The sequence below is a fragment of the Mesorhizobium sp. LCM 4576 genome (genome assembly GCF_001854815.1).
GTDB lineage: Bacteria > Pseudomonadota > Alphaproteobacteria > Rhizobiales > Rhizobiaceae > Mesorhizobium > Mesorhizobium plurifarium.
Genome location: NZ_MDDT01000020.1, coordinates 100,381 through 117,428 on the forward strand (window position 1 = coordinate 100,381; position 17,048 = coordinate 117,428).

15 protein-coding genes are annotated in these 17,048 nt (G+C 64.2%); 2 read left to right on the forward strand and 13 right to left on the reverse strand.

The features are described from left to right. Nucleotides 1–210 precede the first annotated feature (210 nt). From LCM4576_RS11490 to LCM4576_RS11515, 6 genes are all read right to left on the reverse strand, one after another. The gene (locus tag LCM4576_RS11490) at nucleotides 211–1,221 is read right to left on the reverse strand and encodes a 2-hydroxyacid dehydrogenase (protein WP_071032220.1); all 1,011 of its coding nucleotides are present in this window, start codon (nucleotides 1,219–1,221) and stop codon (nucleotides 211–213) included. Between the two features lie 5 nt (nucleotides 1,222–1,226). Then, a complete protein-coding gene (locus LCM4576_RS11495) occupies nucleotides 1,227–2,573 on the reverse strand; it encodes an aspartate aminotransferase family protein (protein WP_071032221.1) in 1,347 nt (448 codons plus the stop codon). Next, nucleotides 2,570–3,688 (reverse strand): TIGR03364 family FAD-dependent oxidoreductase, encoded by a 1,119-nt coding sequence (locus LCM4576_RS11500; protein ID WP_071032241.1) that lies wholly within the window; start codon nucleotides 3,686–3,688, stop codon nucleotides 2,570–2,572. The genes LCM4576_RS11495 and LCM4576_RS11500 overlap by 4 nt, the downstream gene beginning before the upstream one ends. A 5-nt stretch (nucleotides 3,689–3,693) precedes the next feature. Beyond that, nucleotides 3,694–5,148 (reverse strand): phosphonoacetaldehyde dehydrogenase, encoded by a 1,455-nt coding sequence (phnY, locus tag LCM4576_RS11505; RefSeq protein ID WP_071032222.1) that lies wholly within the window; start codon nucleotides 5,146–5,148, stop codon nucleotides 3,694–3,696. Between the two features lie 239 nt (nucleotides 5,149–5,387). Then, a complete protein-coding gene (phnA, locus tag LCM4576_RS11510; RefSeq protein WP_071032223.1) occupies nucleotides 5,388–6,644 on the reverse strand; it encodes a phosphonoacetate hydrolase in 1,257 nt (418 codons plus the stop codon). 12 nt (nucleotides 6,645–6,656) lie between these two features. Further along, nucleotides 6,657–7,859, reverse strand: a complete 1,203-nt coding sequence (locus tag LCM4576_RS11515) for a 2-aminoethylphosphonate--pyruvate transaminase (protein WP_071032224.1) — start codon at nucleotides 7,857–7,859, stop codon at nucleotides 6,657–6,659. Nucleotides 7,860–8,008: 149 nt separating this feature from the next. Here LCM4576_RS11515 and LCM4576_RS11520 point away from each other — a divergent pair, with 149 nt between their 5' ends. Continuing rightward, nucleotides 8,009–8,878 carry a LysR substrate-binding domain-containing protein gene (locus LCM4576_RS11520; RefSeq protein ID WP_071032225.1) on the forward strand — a complete coding sequence of 290 codons (870 nt, stop codon included), beginning with the start codon at nucleotides 8,009–8,011 and terminating at the stop codon, nucleotides 8,876–8,878. A 7-nt stretch (nucleotides 8,879–8,885) separates the two neighbouring features. On the opposite strand, the gene LCM4576_RS11525 is transcribed toward LCM4576_RS11520, so the two are convergent. The 6 genes from LCM4576_RS11525 to LCM4576_RS11550 all read right to left on the reverse strand — a co-directional run bounded on the left by LCM4576_RS11525 (nucleotide 8,886) and on the right by LCM4576_RS11550 (nucleotide 14,800). Further along, nucleotides 8,886–10,232: a sorbosone dehydrogenase family protein gene (locus LCM4576_RS11525; protein WP_071032226.1), complete on the reverse strand. Its 1,347-nt coding sequence runs from the start codon at nucleotides 10,230–10,232 to the stop codon at nucleotides 8,886–8,888. After that, nucleotides 10,219–10,671 carry a DUF2231 domain-containing protein gene (locus tag LCM4576_RS11530; RefSeq protein WP_071032227.1) on the reverse strand — a complete coding sequence of 151 codons (453 nt, stop codon included), beginning with the start codon at nucleotides 10,669–10,671 and terminating at the stop codon, nucleotides 10,219–10,221. The genes LCM4576_RS11525 and LCM4576_RS11530 overlap by 14 nt, the downstream gene beginning before the upstream one ends. A 169-nt stretch (nucleotides 10,672–10,840) precedes the next feature. After that, the gene (gene fghA, locus LCM4576_RS11535) at nucleotides 10,841–11,674 is read right to left on the reverse strand and encodes an S-formylglutathione hydrolase (protein ID WP_071032228.1); all 834 of its coding nucleotides are present in this window, start codon (nucleotides 11,672–11,674) and stop codon (nucleotides 10,841–10,843) included. A gap of 110 nt (nucleotides 11,675–11,784) precedes the next feature. After that, a complete protein-coding gene (locus LCM4576_RS11540) occupies nucleotides 11,785–12,873 on the reverse strand; it encodes an alpha-hydroxy acid oxidase (RefSeq protein ID WP_244510778.1) in 1,089 nt (362 codons plus the stop codon). Nucleotides 12,874–12,937: 64 nt separating this feature from the next. Next, complete coding sequence (locus LCM4576_RS11545; protein ID WP_071032230.1) at nucleotides 12,938–14,029, reverse strand: isocitrate/isopropylmalate dehydrogenase family protein; 1,092 nt, start codon at nucleotides 14,027–14,029, stop codon at nucleotides 12,938–12,940. A gap of 27 nt (nucleotides 14,030–14,056) precedes the next feature. Further along, nucleotides 14,057–14,800, reverse strand: coding sequence for a glucose 1-dehydrogenase (locus LCM4576_RS11550; RefSeq protein ID WP_071032231.1), 744 nt, complete (start codon nucleotides 14,798–14,800; stop codon nucleotides 14,057–14,059). Between the two features lie 141 nt (nucleotides 14,801–14,941). Here LCM4576_RS11550 and LCM4576_RS11555 point away from each other — a divergent pair, with 141 nt between their 5' ends. After that, nucleotides 14,942–16,438 (forward strand): aldehyde dehydrogenase, encoded by a 1,497-nt coding sequence (locus tag LCM4576_RS11555; RefSeq protein ID WP_071032232.1) that lies wholly within the window; start codon nucleotides 14,942–14,944, stop codon nucleotides 16,436–16,438. A gap of 148 nt (nucleotides 16,439–16,586) precedes the next feature. On the opposite strand, the gene LCM4576_RS11560 is transcribed toward LCM4576_RS11555, so the two are convergent. Further along, nucleotides 16,587–16,874: a GIY-YIG nuclease family protein gene (locus LCM4576_RS11560; RefSeq protein ID WP_071032233.1), complete on the reverse strand. Its 288-nt coding sequence runs from the start codon at nucleotides 16,872–16,874 to the stop codon at nucleotides 16,587–16,589. Nucleotides 16,875–17,048: the final 174 nt, after the last annotated feature.

Here is a 17,048-nt window from a genome sequence, read left to right on the forward strand (position 1 = left end):
GTCGCGCTGAACTGGTTCCGCCACGGGCGGTTAGCGCTGGTGCATGTCGTCGTTGTGTCAACTTTGAGGGTCGCCAATCGATAAGTAAAATCTATTTATTTTATGACTGACAAGCCTGAGCTGATATTTGTCATGAAACTGTCGCATGGTCTCTGCAGGCGTGTCCTCCTGCACGCCCGGTTGCGGTTCCTCACGCAAATGACGGATTTTTCAGCGGAATTCGACGCCTGTAGTCTGCGCGCGCAAGCGCGGGTCGCGCGAACGAACCGTCACAGGCCGGCCGTCGAGCACTTCGAAACAACGGGCTAAAGTGTCGTCCTCGAGCCGGCGCATCGCCTCATGCGTGAAGAAGGTGAGGTGCGGAAACAGGATCACATTGTCGCGATCGAAAAGCGCGCTCATCGGATGGCCGGACCTCGCCAGTGGCTCCAGCGAATAAACGTCGAGTCCCGCTCCGGCGATGCGCCCGGCGACGATCGCGTCGACAAGCGCTCCTTCGTCGACGATGGCTCCCCGCGAGACGTTGATGAGGATCGCCGAAGGCTTCATGCAAGTGAGCTCTTGCGCGCCGATAAGGCCCCGCGTGTCATCGTTCAGAACGCAGTGGATCGAGACGAAATCGCAGACCCGCAGCATCGCTTGCAGATCGTCGGCCTTCTCGATGCCGGCGGCCTGCATCGTTGCAGCGTCGACGCCGGGATCGAAGCCGAGCACCTTTGCACGGAACCCCTGCCCCGCCATGCGCGCCATGCTACGGCCAATCTTGCCGCAGCCGACCAGTCCGAGCCTCGATCCGGCGATGTCGCGGCCCAGCCAGCGCTGTTCCGGCCAGAGCCAGCCATCGCGCGAAACAGCCGCGGTGATCGCCGGCAGCCGCTTCGCCAGCGCGATCATCAGCGCGAAAGCGCCTTCGGCGACCGTCTCCTCGGCATACTCAGGAACATTGACGACGGGAATGCCACGCCGCATCGCCGCCTTTATGTCGATGGCATCGATGCCGACGCCGTATTTGACGATGCCCTTGAGTTGTCGCGCCGCTTCGATGACGCGCGCGGTGATCGGCGTGTAGCACATCAGGATGAGATCGGCATTAGTGATCGCCGCCATAAGCTCGGTCTCTGGGATGCCGTCCGGCAGCGTGACGAGCTCGACGCCGCGCGCCCGAAGGCCGGCGTCGATGCCCGGACATTCGAGCTCGCGATCGGTGCGAACCGCCTTCACCGGGCTCAGGCCGCCAGCACGGCGGCCTCGACGATGTCGAGCGCCCGGTCGAGATCGGCGCGCGCAATCACCAGCGGCGGCGACAGCGTCAGCACGTTGCCTTGGCTGATCTTGAAGCTCAGCCCCTGGTCGAGGCAGCGATAATAGATCTTCTCGGCAAGCGCGCGCGCCGGCGCGCGGCTCGCCTTGTCCTCGACCATCTCGACGCCGAACATCAGCCCCCTGCCCCTGACGTCGCCGACGAAAGGCGAGCGCCGCATGRGGTCGTTCATGCGGGCGAGCGCATGGGCGCCAAGCTCGGCCGAGCGCTCGACGAGGCCTTCCTCGCGAATGATGGCGATGGTGGTCAGCGCCGCGCGGGCCGTCACAGGGTTCTTCTCGTGGGTATAATGGCCGATCGCATAGTCGCCGGCCACGTCGAGGTCGCGCCGCGCGATCACCGAGGCGATCGGCAGGATGCCGCCGCCGAGCGATTTGCCGAGCACGATGATATCGGGCGTGACGCCATCATGCTCGGAGGCGAAGAACTTTCCGGTCTTGCCGAGACCGGTCGGGATCTCGTCGAAGATGAGCAGCGTGCCGTGCCGGTCGCAGGCTTCGCGCACCGCTTTCCAGAAGCCCGGCGCCGGCACCAGCGGCGTCGCGCGCATCGGCTCGGCGATGAAGGCGGCGAAATCGCCTTCGCGCCCCAGCACGTAAGCGATCATGTTGGCGCAGGCCCGAGCCGACTCCTCCAGCGAATTGGTGCCGTAGGGACAATTATGCGGCGCCCAGGGCGCGACATGCTCGGTGCCGGGCAAGAGCGGCCCGGCGATGCCGGATCGGAACGTCGCCTCGCCGCCGACGCTGGAAGCGCCGAAACCGGCGCCGTGGAAGGCATCCCAGAAGGACAGCGTCTTGAACCGGCCGGTCGCCGCGCGCGCCAATTTCAGCGACACCTCGATCGCGTCGGACCCGCCGGTCGTGAACAGCACCTTGCCGAGATCTCCCGGCGCCAGCGCGCGAAGCGTCTCGGCAAGCTCGACCGCCGGCTCGCAGGTGAAACGCCGCGGCGCGAAGGGCAATTCGTCCATCTGCTTGGCGATCGCTTCCTTGAGCCGGGGATGGCCGTAGCCGATATGGTGGACGCTGTTGCCGTGGAAATCCATGTAGCGGCGTCCGGCCTTGTCCTCGATCCAGATGCCTTCGGCCTTGGCTATGGCAGAGACGCAGGGGCTGGACAGGCTCTGGTGCAGGAAGGCTTCGGCGTCGCGGCGCAAAAGCTCCTGCGAGGGCGCGTGGCTTTGCCTGGCGCTCCATTCCTGGCGCGCCGCGGCCTTGTTGGATTCGCCTTCGGTATGGACGAGCGTCATTGGCCGAACAACTCCACGATGGTCGCCTCGCCAAGCCCAAATCCGGTGCTGGCGCCGGTGCCGCTGGTGACGATCACCAGCCGCACGTCTTCATGCGGGGTATCGCGCAGCACGGCATTCTTCGCCGAAGCGTAATATCCCGTCCAGCGCGCGAGCACGTTCGGCGCCTTGCCGAACAATGTCTTGAACTCGCCGAGGATCAATTGGTCGACGGCTTCCGACCCGAACGGATCGAGCGTCAGCCCGTAATGATGGGAATCGCCGACGACCAGCGAACCATCCGCGCTCTGCACCACGATCAGGTGAACGCCGTTGGCCAAGGCGGCGCCGGGTTCCTCACTCAATTTCGCCCGCAACGCGCCGGCTTCCGGCAATGCGGCGAAACCGCCATAACGCAACAGGCTGAGATCGGACATCAACGCGGACGAAAGCCGGAAGCCGGGATCGGCGAGGCGCAGCATCTGCAGCTTGCAGCGCTGCACGCCGTGCTTGCCGATCAGCCCCGGATAGAGCGAGCTGAAATCGTCGCCGGGACAGACGACGACCTTTTCGGCGTCAACACGTCCCGCGCTGGTTTCGACGAAGGGCGGCGCGATTTCGGTCACCGACACGCCGGTGCGGAACACGACGCCATGCTTCTCAGCCAGGAACGATGCCAGCCGCGGCAGCACTTCGCGCGACTCCACGCGCAACTCGAAAGGGCTATGGAGCCCGCCGATGATCGCGCTCTGGTCGAGGCCGGCCTGCTGCGCGAGCACCTCACGCGCGGTCAGAAGCTTGCACGCGCCGCCATGCTCGCCGGCCTTGAACGTCTCGAGCAAGGCCAGCGCTTCCGGGCGCTGCGCCGCGATCAGCTTGCCGCGATGCAGGATCGCGATGCCCGCCTCATTCGCCAGCTCGAGCCAGATTTCCCGGCTGCGTTCCGCCAGCCGGCGCGACAGGCCCGGCTCCTGTCCGGTGACGACGACGAGACCGAAATTGCGGATCGAAGCGCCGTTGGCCTTCTGATCGCGATCGATGACGACGACACGCAAGCCGCGCCGTGCCGCAGCCAAGGCATGGGCCAGCCCGATGATGCCGGAGCCGACAACGGCAAGGTCGAAACTGTCCTTCACGGCGCCTACCACGGCAAGGAGAAGGTCTTGACGTTGGTGTAACTCTTCATCGCCTCGATGACGCCTTCCTTGTAGCCATTGCCGGAATCCTTGATGCCGCCGAAGGGGCTCATCTCGATGCGGTATCCCGGCACTTCCCAGATGTTGACGGTGCCGACCTTCAAGCCGGTGATGTATTTCTGCATGCGGCGGAAGTCGTTGGTGYACACACCGGACGACAGGCCGAATKCCGTCGAGTTCGACAGCGTGATCAGCGCCTCGTCATCGTCGGGCGCGCGCACGWTCGGCACGATCGGCCCGAAAGTTTCCTCCATCACCAACTCGGACTGGTGCGGCACGCGGTCGACGACGATGGGAGGAAGCAGCGCTCCCTTGCGGCCCGGATCATAGAGCACTTCCGCGCCCTGCTCCGCCGCCATGTGGACGCGCTTCTCGAACAAGGCCGCCGCCTTCTCGTGCACCACGGTGCCAAGCTGGGTGGCCGGATCGCGCGGGTCGCCGAAGCGGATCGCCTTGGCCCGCTCCAGCACCATCGGCACGAAACGATCCGCGACCTTTTCCTGCACCAGGATGCGCTTCACCGCCGTGCAGCGCTGGCCGGAATTCTTGGTCGCGCCGGCAACCGCAAGATCGGCCRCCTTGGCGAGGTCATCATCCGAAAGATCGTTGAGCACGATCAGCGGATCGTTGCCGCCGAGCTCCAGCACCTGGCGCTTGTAGCCGGCCTTGGACGCAATCATCTTGCCGACCGRCACGCCGCCGGTGAAGGTGATGAGATCGATATTGGGATTGGTGATCATCTCGTCGCCGATATCGGCCGGCCATCCGGTGACGACTGACAACATTTCCGGCGGCAGGCCGGCCTCATAGAGGATGTCGGCAAGCATCAGCGCAGTGATCGGCGTCAGCTCCGTCGGCTTGACCACGACGCAATTGTTGGTGGCGATCGCCGGCGCCACCTTGTGCGACACCATGTTGAGCGGATGGTTGAACGGCGTGATCGCCGAGATCGCGTTGAGCGGCTCGCGGAGGGTGAAGATCTTGCGCTGCTTGCCATGCGGGGTGAGATCACAGGAGAAGATCTGTCCGTCGTCCTGGATGGCCARCTGGCCGCTGAGGGTAAATACATCGAAGGCGCGTCCGACTTCGTAGAGCGAGTCCTGCTTGGAGATGCCGAGCTCCAGCGTGATGAGATCGGACAATTCGTCCTTGCGGGCGTTGAGCAGCTCGGCGGYCCTGAGCAGGATCTTCTGCCGCTCATAGCGCGTCAGCTTCGGCTGGTAGGCAGCCGCGATCTCGAAGGCGCGCCGCGCATGCTCCGCCCCGCTCGCCGGCACGGTGCCAATGACGGTGTCGTTCCAGGGAAACCGGACCTCCAGCCGGCGCTCGGCGTCGACCTTCTCGCCGGCGATGCGCATCGGCTCGTGGCGGACCTTGATGGCGGGATCGAGTTGGGTCATCGGTTGGTTCCAGTCTTGGATATGTCGCGGGGTCGACCCCCACTCCGGCCCTTCGGGCCACCTCTCCCCCGATCGACGGGGGAGAGAAGATCAGTCGGCGTCGGCGCTTGATCCTCCGCGGTCCAAAGCGTCCAGCCCGAAGCGCGGCAAAAATCGGTTTGGCGCCTTTCCTCTCCCCCGTCGATCGGGGGAGAGGTGCCGGGCGAAGCCCGGCGGAGTGGGGGTCGATGGCGCCAACCCTATGCCTGCGCCGCCGCCATCGTCGCGTAATAAAACGCATCGAAATTGCGCAGCACGGGCTCGTTCGGCAGATCCGGCAGCACGCGGTTGACGATGAAGGGCACCTCCTGCTCGGTCAGCCCGCCATGCGAGCGCAGCGGCTCGTCGAGYGCCGCCAGATTGTGCCTATGCTCCGAAGTGCCGATCGTCTTGTTCTCGCCCGAGATCAGGATGATGTCGCCCATGCGGTCCTCGGGCARCTCGAAGCGGGTGCAGCCTTCCTCGCGGCCGAGCACCAGGATGATGTCCTCGACCTTGCGCAGCTTTTCCATCACTGCCTCGCGGTCGGCGCTCTTCGGAAGGTAAGCGGTGGCGAAGGAGCCCAGCGCGCCGTGATGCACGACATAAGGGTCGGTGATCGGCAGGATGACGCGTGCGGCGTCCTTGCCCAGCCATTCGTCGAGAAGATCCTGCWCATAGACCACATTGGGCGAGCCGTCGRCATGGTGCTTCGGCTTCATGCCATGGTCGGCGGTGACGACGATCGCCGCGCCCAGTGCGTCAAGCTCGGTGAGATATTTGTCGAACATTTCGTAGAAGGCGTTGGCCTGGGGCACGCCCGGCGCGTATTTGTGCTGCACATAGTCGGTGGTGGTGAGATACATCACGTCCGGCCGGAACTCCTTCAGGAGTTGCACGCYGGCGGCGAAGACGAATTCCGACAGCTCTGCCGAGTAGACCTCCGGCACCGGCAGGCCGAAATGCTTCGATGCGTTGTCGATGCCGTGCTCGGCTTTCGTCGTGGTGTCCGACTTCTCGGCCGAGAAGCACATCGCCCGGCCATCCTCGAACTTCAGCCCCTTGCCGAGCAGTGCCCTGAGCTTGTCCTTGGCCRTCACCACCGCCACCTTGGCGCCGGCGTCATAGAAAGCCTGGAACACAGTCGGCGCGCGCAGGAACTTCGGGTCGTTCATCATCACCTCTTCGCCCGTCTGCGGGTTGTAGAGATAGTTGCCGCAGATGCCGTGCACCGCCGGCGGCCGGCCGGTGGCGATCGACAGATTGTTGGGGTTGGTGAAGCTCGGGATCACCGAATGGGCAAAGCGCACCGTGCCCTTCTTCTTGATCCTTTCCAGCGCCGGCATCAGCCCGGCTTTGATCGCTTCATCGAGATAGGCCGGCTCGCAGCCGTCGAGACAGATGGCGATGGCCGGCACGCGCGGCCAGGCATAGGAACGGCCATTGGCCGTGACGTTGACGGGAGACATCTGGTTCATCTCAAGGACCTTTCAGGCGGCGAGCTTGGCGCGCTCGGCGATAGCGGCGGGGGACGGGGCGGCGGTGTCGACGCCCATCTCGTTCAGCGACTGTGCGGCTGCTTCGACCACGCGGCGCATGACATGCTCATCCATCTGGCCGATGCAGCCGATGCGGAAGGAGTCCACCACCGTGAGCTTGCCCGGATAGATGATGAAGCCCTTGTCCTTCATCAACTCGTAGAAGCGGTCGAAGGCGAAGTTCGGATGCGCCGGATTGAAGAAGGTGACGATGATCGGCGACAGCCAGCGATCCTTGAGCAGCGTTTCGAAACCGAGATCGCGCATGCCGGCCACCATGACGTCGCGGTTCAGCGTATAGCGCGCGYCGCGTCCAGCGACGCCGCCCTCGGCCTCATGCAGCCGCAGCGCTTCGAGAAAGGCGGCGACCACATGCGTCGGCGGCGTGTAGCGCCACTGCCCGGTCTTGTTCATGTTCGCCCATTGCGCATGGACGTCGAGCGACAGCGAATGGCTGCGGCCCTTCGCGGCTTCGAGCTCGCTCTTGCGGGCGATGACGAAGCCGAAACCCGGCACGCCCTCAATGCATTTGTTGGCTGACGACACCATCGCCTCGTAACGGATCTCGTTGACGTCGAGCGGGATGGCGCCGAAGGCGCTCATGGAATCGACCAGCAGTTTGCGGCCGTTGGCATAGACGGCTTCCGATATCTCCGCGACCGGGTTGAGGATGCCGGAGCTGGTCTCGCAATGGATGGCGATCACATGGGTGATCGCGGGATCGGCCCTCAGCGCCGCCGCCACCTCCTCGCCGCGCGGCGGCAGGTAATCGCCCTTGTCGATCAGCGTGTAGGCGCGGCCGATATATTGCATCGTCTGCGCGGCGCGCAGCCCGTAGGCGCCATTGGCCAGAACCAGCACCTTGCCGTCCTTCGGCACGAACGAGCCGAGCATGGCCTCGACGCAGAAGGAGCCGCTGCCCTGCATCGGTACGCAGTCGAATTCGTCTCTGGCGTCGCCGGTCAACACCAGAAGGCGGCGGCGCAGGTCGGCTGTCATGGCGCGGAAATCGCCGTCCCAGGAGCCCCAGTCGCGCAGCATCGCCTGCTTGACCGCGTAAGCCGTGGTGAGYGGGCCGGGGGTAAGCAGATAGGGTTCGCCGAGCGCCGGCGCATCCAGCGGCTTGGTCGCCGCAAATTTCGTCTCAGCCAGCATGCTGCCCTCCCACTTCGATCCTGTCATTGGAATATGACAACCATTCTGAGCGGGCATGACATATTTGTAAAATCGTTATTTTGTATTGATGTATCGATCTGATCGATGATAAGAATCAAGCCAGAAGCGACGCTAGGGGAGCCAAGCGAATGCGCTATGTCCAGCTCAGGGCATTTCACCAGGTCGCCATTTCCGGCGGCTTTTCGCGCGCGGCCGAAGCGCTCTTCCTCACCCAGCCGGCGATTTCGGACCAGGTGCGCAAGCTTGAGGAAGAATATGACGTGCTCCTGTTCAACCGGAACAAGAAGCAGGTAACGCTGACCACGCAGGGCCAGAGGCTGCTCGAGATCACCCACCGCATGTTCGAGACCGAGCAGCAGGCGCTGGAACTGTTGACCGAGTCGCGCGCGCTGCGTTCCGGCACGTTGCRCATCGTCGCCGACGYGGCGCATCATCTGCTGCATATCCTCGGTGCCTTTCGCGCCCGTTACCCCGGCGTCCAGGTGTCCCTGCGCTCCGGCAATACGGAGACCGTGATCAGCAGCCTTTACAGCTACGAAGCCGATATCGGGGTTCTGGGCGAAATGCCCGCGGGGCGTGATTTCGAGATGCTCAAGCTCAACTCGACGCCGATCATCGCCTTCGTGTCCGCCGATCACCCGCTGTCCGGCAGGAAATCGCTGACGCTCGGACAGCTCGCGCAGGAACCRCTGGTGATGCGCGAGCGCGGCTCGAAAACACGCAAGAAGCTGGAAGATCTCGCCATGGCTTCGAATGTCGAGCTGAAGCCCGCCATCGAAGCCGAAGGCCGTGAGGCCGTGCGCGAGATCGTCGCCTCCGGAGCTGGTGTCGGTTTCGTCTCGGCCGCCGAGTTCGGCCACGACTCGCGGCTGGTGCCGATCGTGATCGACGCGCCGGAAACGCTGATGGACGAAGCGCTGATCTGCCTGCGCGAACGCAGCGGCGGCAAGCTCGTGCGCGCCTTCCTCGATATGGCCCGCTCGATGTCGGGGGATTGAACTCGATTTACGTCGATCCCGGCGCCGCCGCGGTCACCCGCCACACCGTGTTGCCGACATCATCGGCGATCAGCAGCGCGCCGGATTTATCGACGGCAACGCCGACCGGGCGGCCCCGCGCCTCGCCCCTGTCGTTGAGGAAGCCGGTGACGACATCTTGCGCCATGCCGTTCGGATGCCCGCCGCTGAACGGCACGAAAACCACCTTGTAGCCGTTGAAGCGAGTGCGGTTCCAGCTGCCATGCTCGCCGATAAAGGCGCCGCCGCGATAGGATTGCGGCAGGTTGCTCGCGGTGTAGAAGGCGAGCCCGAGCGGCGCGACATGCGAGCTCAGCGCATAGTCCGGCGGGATGGCCTTGGCCACCATATCGGGCCGTTGCGGCATTACGCGCGGATCGACATGCTGGCCGTAATAGCTGTAGGGCCAGCCATAGAAGGCGCCGTCCTTCACCGAGGTCATGTAGTCCGGCACGAGGTTCGGGCCGAGCTCGTCACGCTCGTTGACCACCGTCCAAAGCGCCTTGCTTTCCGGTTCGAACGACAGGCCGTTGGGATTGCGCAGCCCRCTGGCGAAGATGCRCCAACRGCCGGTGGCGCGGTCGACTTCCCAGATCGCGGCGCGGTCCTTCTCTGCCTGGATGYCGTTCTCGGTGATGTTGGAGTTCGAGCCGACGCCGACATAGAGCAGCGAGCCGTCTGGGCTCGCGACCAGGCTCTTGGTCCAGTGGTGATCGATCGGCCCGCCCGGGAGTTCGGTCAGCACCTTGCCCGCCGCCGTGATCTTGGTGTCGCCCGGCTGGTAGGGATAGCGCACGATCGCGTCCGTGTTGGCGACATAGAGATCGTTGCCGACCAGCGCCACGCCGAAGGGCGAGTTGAGATGGTCGAGGAACACGCCCTGGTAATCCGGCTTGCCGTCGCCATTGGTGTCGCGCAACAGCGTGATGCGATTGCTCGGCCCGGTGTCGCCGCCGGAGGTGACCCAGCTCTCGACCAATCCCATGATGATGTCCTTGGGCCGCTTGACCGATGCTTCGTTCGGCGCCGTCGATTCCACCACCAGGATGTCGCCATTGGGCAGCACATAGAGCGAGCGCGGATGCTGAAGACCCTTCGCCATCGCCTCGATCTGCAGGCCTTGCGCGACGGTCGGCTTCTCATCGTTTTTCCAGCCGACCACCGAGGCCAGGTGCATCGGCGGGAACAGATATTGATTTATCTCCGGCAGTTTTGGATTCGGACCGATCTGCGCGTTCGGATCGGTGTTGTCGTCGCTGCAGCCGGCAAGACCCAGGGCCATCGCGCAGCAAAGAGCTGCGATCGGCCATCTGATCGCGCTGTCAAACCGTCTCATCGGCCACTCCTACATGATGGCGATAGACCAGCCCCCAGCCGAGCCAGCCGGTGAAGAGCAGGATGATCACCACCAGCGCCGAGAGGATCAGCCCGGTCGGCACCACGGATGTCCAGGCATCGCGCGTGTGGACCAGCATGTTGAAGAAGGACAGAACAAGCGCGACGAGATTGCCGRCCATATGCAGCCATGCGGTCGGCTGAGCGCGTATCTCGCGATCGCCAAGAAAGTCGGTCARCCCCGCGATGGCAGCCAGAATGCCGACGATGACGCCGACGGTCAGCAGCCAAGCCGAGAAGTTCGCCCAAGTCATTTCGGCCGTCCGCCAGTAGGCGATATCGGTGAGCAAGGTCCCGACGAAACAGGCGATCGGGATGGTGACGAGCATGGGATGTATGGGATGGCCGGCTATGCTTGCCGTGGATCGCGGATTGTCCATGCGTAAGCTCCTTCCCGCGCTGCTGCTCAGGCCTAACAGCGCGAAAAGAGGAATGTTCCGCTGGAAATTCTCGCGCTCACCAGAAGGTGAACGCTCGACTCTCAGCCACGGCCGACGCGGAATAGGCTGTTCAAGGGTGACCGGGGGCGCACTTTATCAGAGACGATAATCACGCAAGCCGCGCGGCATGCCACTTCAGATGATCGTCCATGAAGGTCGAGATGAAATTGTAGGAATGGTCGTAGTTTTCCTGCATGCGCAGGGTGAGGTCGATCCCTGCCTTCTTACATGCTTCTTCCAGCAGCCATGGGCGAAGACCGTCCTGCAGGAAACCGTCCGCCGTGCCTTGGTCGACCAGGAATTCCGCAAAACGCCTGCCATCCTCGATCAGCAGCGTCGTGTCATAAGCACGCCAGCTCTTTTCGTCCGATCCGAGATATTTCTCGAAGGCCGGCCGCGACCAGCCGGCCGTCGATGGCTGCACGATCGGCGCGAAGGCCGAGCAGCTCCGGTAGCGTTCCGGATTTTTCAGCGCGATCGTCAGCGCGCCATGYCCGCCCATCGAATGACCGAAGATGGCCTGGCGCGACAGGTCGGCCGGAAAATTGGCGGCGACGAGCGCCGRCAATTCCTCGGCGATGTAGGAATACATGCGATAGTTCTTCGCATAAGGCTCTTGCGTCGCGTCGAGGTAGAAGCCGGCGCCGCAGCCGAACTGCCAATTGTCCTTCTCATCGGGGACGTCAGAACCGCGAGGGCTGGTGTCGGGACAAACGACGATGAGCCCGRGCTCGGACGCCAGGCGCCGGTACTCGCCCTTGTCCATGACATTTGCGTGCGTGCAGGTAAGCCCCGACAGGTACCACAGGACCGGGAGCGGCCCGTCCTTGGCCTGGGGCGGCACGAACACCGCAAAGGTCATGTCGCAGGCGCAGACCTCCGAAGCGTGCGAATAGACGCCCTGGACGCCGCCATGCGATTTCGATGTGGAAACGACCTTCATCGGTTCTGCCTTTCGTCAGGAAATCTTGATCCGGCATAACCGCCGGCCGGGGCTCGTGCAACCTTGCGCCTCGGCAAACTACACGGGCGGTGCGACGAAGCTACGTCCGGCTAGCCCGCCGGAGCAATCAGGTCCGGGCCAATTTGCTGAAAACCGGGCACACCGCAAAGCTTCAGGCCGGTTGCGATTTCCTCAAGCAAAATATCCAGCACCCGCTCGATGCCGGCCTGTCCCGCCACCGCGCCGAACAGCGCGGCCCGGYCGATTGCCRCTGYCGCCGCTCCGCGTGCTTTTGCCTTGATGACGTCCATGCCCGTTCGGATGCCGGAATCGATCAGGATCGGAGCCCGGCCGCCGACGGCCGCGTGCACGGCCGCGGTTGCATCGACGCTCGCGATCGCGCCGTCGAGCTGCCGGCCGCCATGATTGGACACCCAGATCCCGTCCGCGCCCTCCCCGATCAAACTGACGGCATCGTCCGGATGCAGGACGCCCTTCACGATCAGCGGCCCCTTCCACCAGTCGCGGATCGTGCGGAAGTCGGCCCAGTCGAAACCCGCATGGAGATTGCGGCCGACGCGCGCGGCGATCGTCAGCCCCGCGCTGGTGTCGCCGAGATAGCCGCGGACATTCTCGAACTGCGGCAAGCCGCCGCGAAGCAGGCGAAACGACCAGCCCGGATGCGCAATCCCTTCGATCATGTGTCGCAGCGAGGGCCGCAGCGGGATCGAAATCCCGTTCCTCAGATCCTTCTCGCGCTTGCCGCCCGCCTGGAGATCGACGGTCACGACCAACGCCGAATAGCCGAACTCTTCAGCCTGCCGCACCAGTCGGCGGTTGAAATCGAAATCCTTCAGCACATAGAGCTGGAACCAGAGCGGTCCCTCGACGTCCTTTGCCATTCGCTCGATGCCGGTCGTTGCCATGGTCRACAGCGTGTAAGGGATGCCGCGCGCCGCCGCCGCTTTGGCGATTGCAATGTCGGCGCCGGGGCGCACGAGCGCGCAGGATCCCATCRGGCTGATCACCAGCGGCGTCGGATAGGTCCTCGACCACATCGAGGTGGTCAAGTCCGGCTGCGACACATCGGTCAGCACGCGAGGCAGCAGCCGAATACGTTCGAAGCCGGCGCGGTTGTCGCGCAAGGTCAGTTCCTGACCTGCCCCGCCGTCGACGAACTCGAAGACCGATTTCGRCAACCGACGGCRCGCCAGCCGGCGAARATCCTCCACCGATACGCAGCGATCGAGCCGCCCCATCGCCTCAGGCCGCGAGCCGGTCGCAAACGGTCCCGGTGATCTCGGCGGTCGATGACCTCCCTTTGAGATCCGCGCTGAGCAGCCCGTTTGCCAGGCACGCTTCCGTCACGCGGCGAATTTGTTCGGCGGCATCAATCAGCCTTTCGTCGTCATGTCCGCGGCCGAGCCAATCGAGCATGGCCGCCGCCGACAGGATCGTGCCGTAGGGGTTTGYGATCCCTTTGCCGGCAATGTCCGGCGCGGAGCCGTGGGCGGCCTGGAAGAAGCCGTTTGCGTCGCCGACCTCCGCCGAGGGCGCCATTCCCATTCCGCCGACCGTCGCCGCCGCCAGGTCCGACAGGATATCGCCGAACATGTTCTCGCTGACGATGACGTTGAAATGGCCGGGCTTCAGCACGAGGTGCATGGCCATGGCATCGACCAACGCATGTTCCGTCGCGATGTCGGGATAATCCTTCGCCACCTCATCGAACACCGAGCGGAAAAAGGCATAGCTGCGCAGCACATTGGCCTTGTCGCAGCAGGTCACCCGGCGTACGCCGTCGCGCGGCGCGCCGTTCGACTGTCGCGCCAGTTCGAAGGCCTTGCGCACGATGCGCTCGATGCCGGTGCGTGTCTGCACGAGCGTGTCGACCGCCACCTCGCCGCGCAGCAGCGCCCCTGCCCCGCGCGCCGCGTAAAGCCCTTCGCTGTTCTCGCGCAGGATGACGTAGTCGATGTCGCCGGCCTTCACACCGCTGAGCGGGCTCGTCACGCCCTCGAAGAGCCTGATGGGGCGGATGTTGGCGTAGAGGTCGAGCTCGAAACGGAGCCTCAGAGTGAAATCCAGACCCGCTTCCGTGCCGTCCGGATAGACCACGCCGGGCAGGCCGCCGGCTCCGTGCAGGATCGCATCCGCCGCGCGGCAGGCCTGGAAGGTCGGCTCGGGAAAGCTCTGCCCGGTCTTCAGGAAATGCTCCGCCCCGGCGGGATATTCGGTGAACTGCAAAGGGCAGCCCGACCCGAATGCCGCCTTCACCACCTCGACTGCCGCTGCGCAGACCTCGRGGCCGATGCCGTCGCCATGGACGACCGCGATCTGGTAGACATCCTTCATCGCCAATCCTTCAGGAACCGCAAACAGTCAGATGCATTTGCCGCCGTCGACATTGAGGTCGACGCCGGTGATCATGCTGGCTTCGTCGGAGCAGAGGAACGCGGCGGCGTTGCCCATGTCCTGCGGCGTCGACAGCCGGCCGATCGGAATGGTGGCGACGACGCGGGCGCGGTTTTCCTCGCCGGAGCCGATGAAAGTAGACAGAAGCGGCGTGTCGCCGGCGACGGGGTTGATCGCGTTGACGCGGATGCCGAAGGGCGCGAGTTCCACCGCCATCGCCCGGGTGGCGGCGATCGCCCAACCCTTCGAGGCGTTGTACCAGGTGAGGTTCGGGCGCGGCGATACGCCGCCCGTGGAAGCGACATTGAGGATGGCGCCCGATTTGATCGATTTGAAGTGCGGCACCACAGCCCGAGCGCCATTGTAGATCGAGCGCATGTTGACATTGGCGATGCGGTCGAACAGGCCTTCGTCCATCGTCTCCAGCGGCAGCGGCGGCTGCGCGACGCCGGCATTGTTGACCAGTATGTCGAGGCCGCCGAAGGCAGATCGCGCAAGGTCGGCGGCCGCTGCAAAACTCTCGAGTGTCGAAACGTCGCCCGTGATCGGTCGCACCTTGTCGCCGGCTTCGCCGCTGACGCGCGCGGCCGCCGCCTCGTCCCGGTCCATCAGCACGACCGATGCGCCTTCCTCGACGAACTTCTTGACGATGCCTTCGCCAAATCCCGACCCACCACCCGTGACGATGGCAACTTTGCYAGCAAGTCTCATATCCGTTCCTCCGTTGCCGGAACCATCGGGGARGACGCGCGCCTTGCACAGTCCGATTATCTGAACGCCCTTTTAGCTTTCCTTGTTTGAGGTCGCCGGCAGCGGGAGTAATAGTCGCGTCGGAATCGTGAGGAGGAGACGATGACGCTGAACTTCGACCCGAGGGCGAAGGCCACCACGCTCTACCATGGCGAATTCCGGCCGATGTTCATCGGCGGCAAGTGGGTCGCGGCGCAATCCGGCGACGTGATGCAGGCGCTGAACCCGGCGACGGGCGAAGTGCTGGCGACTGTTCCGCGCGGCGGAGCCGCCGATATCGACGCGGCGGTGGCCGCCGCGCGGGCCGCCTTCGAGGGGCCTTGGTCCAAATTCTCGCCCTACGAGCGGCAATGCGTGCTGCTCAGGATCGCCGACCTGTTCGAAAAGCATTGGGAAGAGCTCAGCGTCTCCGACACGCTCGACATGGGCCTGCCGATCACCCGCACGCTGGCCAACCGGCGCCGGGTCATCGGCATGCTGYGTTTCTATGGCGGCATGGCGACCGCGCTGCATGGCGAGGCGATCGACAATTCCATCCCCGGCGAGATCGTCACGTTCACCCGGCGCGAGCCGGTCGGCGTCGTCGGCGCGATCATCCCCTGGAACGCGCCGACCGCCGCCTCGATCTGGAAGATCGCGCCGGCTCTCRCCACCGGCTGCACCATCGTGCTGAAGCCGTCGGAGGATGYATCGCTGACGCCGCTGCTGATCGCGAAGCTGATGCAGGAAGCCGGCGTGCCCGACGGCGTCGTCAACGTCGTCACCGGAACCGGCGCCGAGGCCGGGGCGCGGCTCGCCGAACATCCGGACGTCAACAAGATCGTCTTCACCGGCTCGACGCTCACGGGCCAGGCGATCGCGCGCGCCGGCGTCACCAACCTCAAGCGTGTTTCACTCGAGCTCGGCGGCAAGTCGCCGATCATCGTCTGCCGCGACGCTGATATCGACAAGGCCGTGCCGGTCGCGGCGATGGCGGTGTTCGTGCATTCGGGTCAGATCTGCATCGCCGGCTCACGCCTCTTCGTGGCGCGCGAGATCCATGACGAGTTCGTGCGCCGCGTCGCCGAGTTTGCCGGCAAGCTGCGCATCGGCCACGGCATCGAGGCGGAGACCGAGATCGGACCGCTGATCAACGCCAGGCAGGCCGGCAAGGTGGAAGGCTACATCAAGGCCGGCAGCGACGAAGGCGCCAGGCTGGTCGCCGGCGGATCGCGGCTGACGGGCGAGCTCTATGACGGCGGCAACTTCATCGCGCCGACCGTCTTCGGCGCTGTGTCGGACAAGATGACCATCGCGCGCGAAGAAATCTTCGGGCCGGTCATCTCGGCGATGCCTTTCGACACTTTGGACGAGGTTGTCGCGCGCGCCAACGCGACGCCCTACGGCCTTGCGGCCGGCATCTTCACCACCAATCTCGGCACCGCGCACAAGCTCGCGCGCCGCGTCAAGGCGGGCTCGGTCTGGGTCAACATGTACCATGCCATCGATCCGGCCGTGCCGTTCGGTGGCATGAAGATGTCCGGCTACGGCCGCGAGGGCGGCATCGAGCATCTGCACGAATATCTGGAGACCAAGGCGGTCTGGATCCAGACGGATTGATATTCAGGTGAGGCAGGCTTGCGAATGGCGGCGTTCTGCGCAGGCGCCCGTAGCTTCGTCATCCTAGGGCGAAGCAAGGAGCGAAGCGACGCGCGCAGACCCTAGGATCCATGCCTGAACCTGCGAGCGCTGCTAGGGTAAAGAATAGTCACCAGCCGACCCCGCGAAATAGCTCGGACCAAGTCGGATTGGTCTTCTCGATCAGTTCGACCTTCCATTGCCTCGGCCAGCGTTTCAGCGATTTCTCCCGCTGAATAGCGTCGGCGATATCGAAAAACTCCTCATACCAGACCAAACGCTGCACGTTGTAGCGGCTGGTGAAGCGTGAACCTTGGCCAGCTTTGTGCTCTGGAATTCGACGGGCGAGGTCATTGGTGACACCGATGTAGATCGTGCCGCCTTTCTGGCTCGCGGTCATGTAGACGTATCCGGTCATCTGGCGATCTCAATCTGCTGTCAACGACCATTCTGCACCGTGGCACTCTAGAGCGGGATGAGATTAGCTCCGGTCATAGCCTGAGTTTGCAAAATAGTTTGAGCATTCGTGTGGAGTGACACGATTGAGGGTTTGGCCAATTGCATCGCAAACGGCTTCGACGGTTCGCTTTGC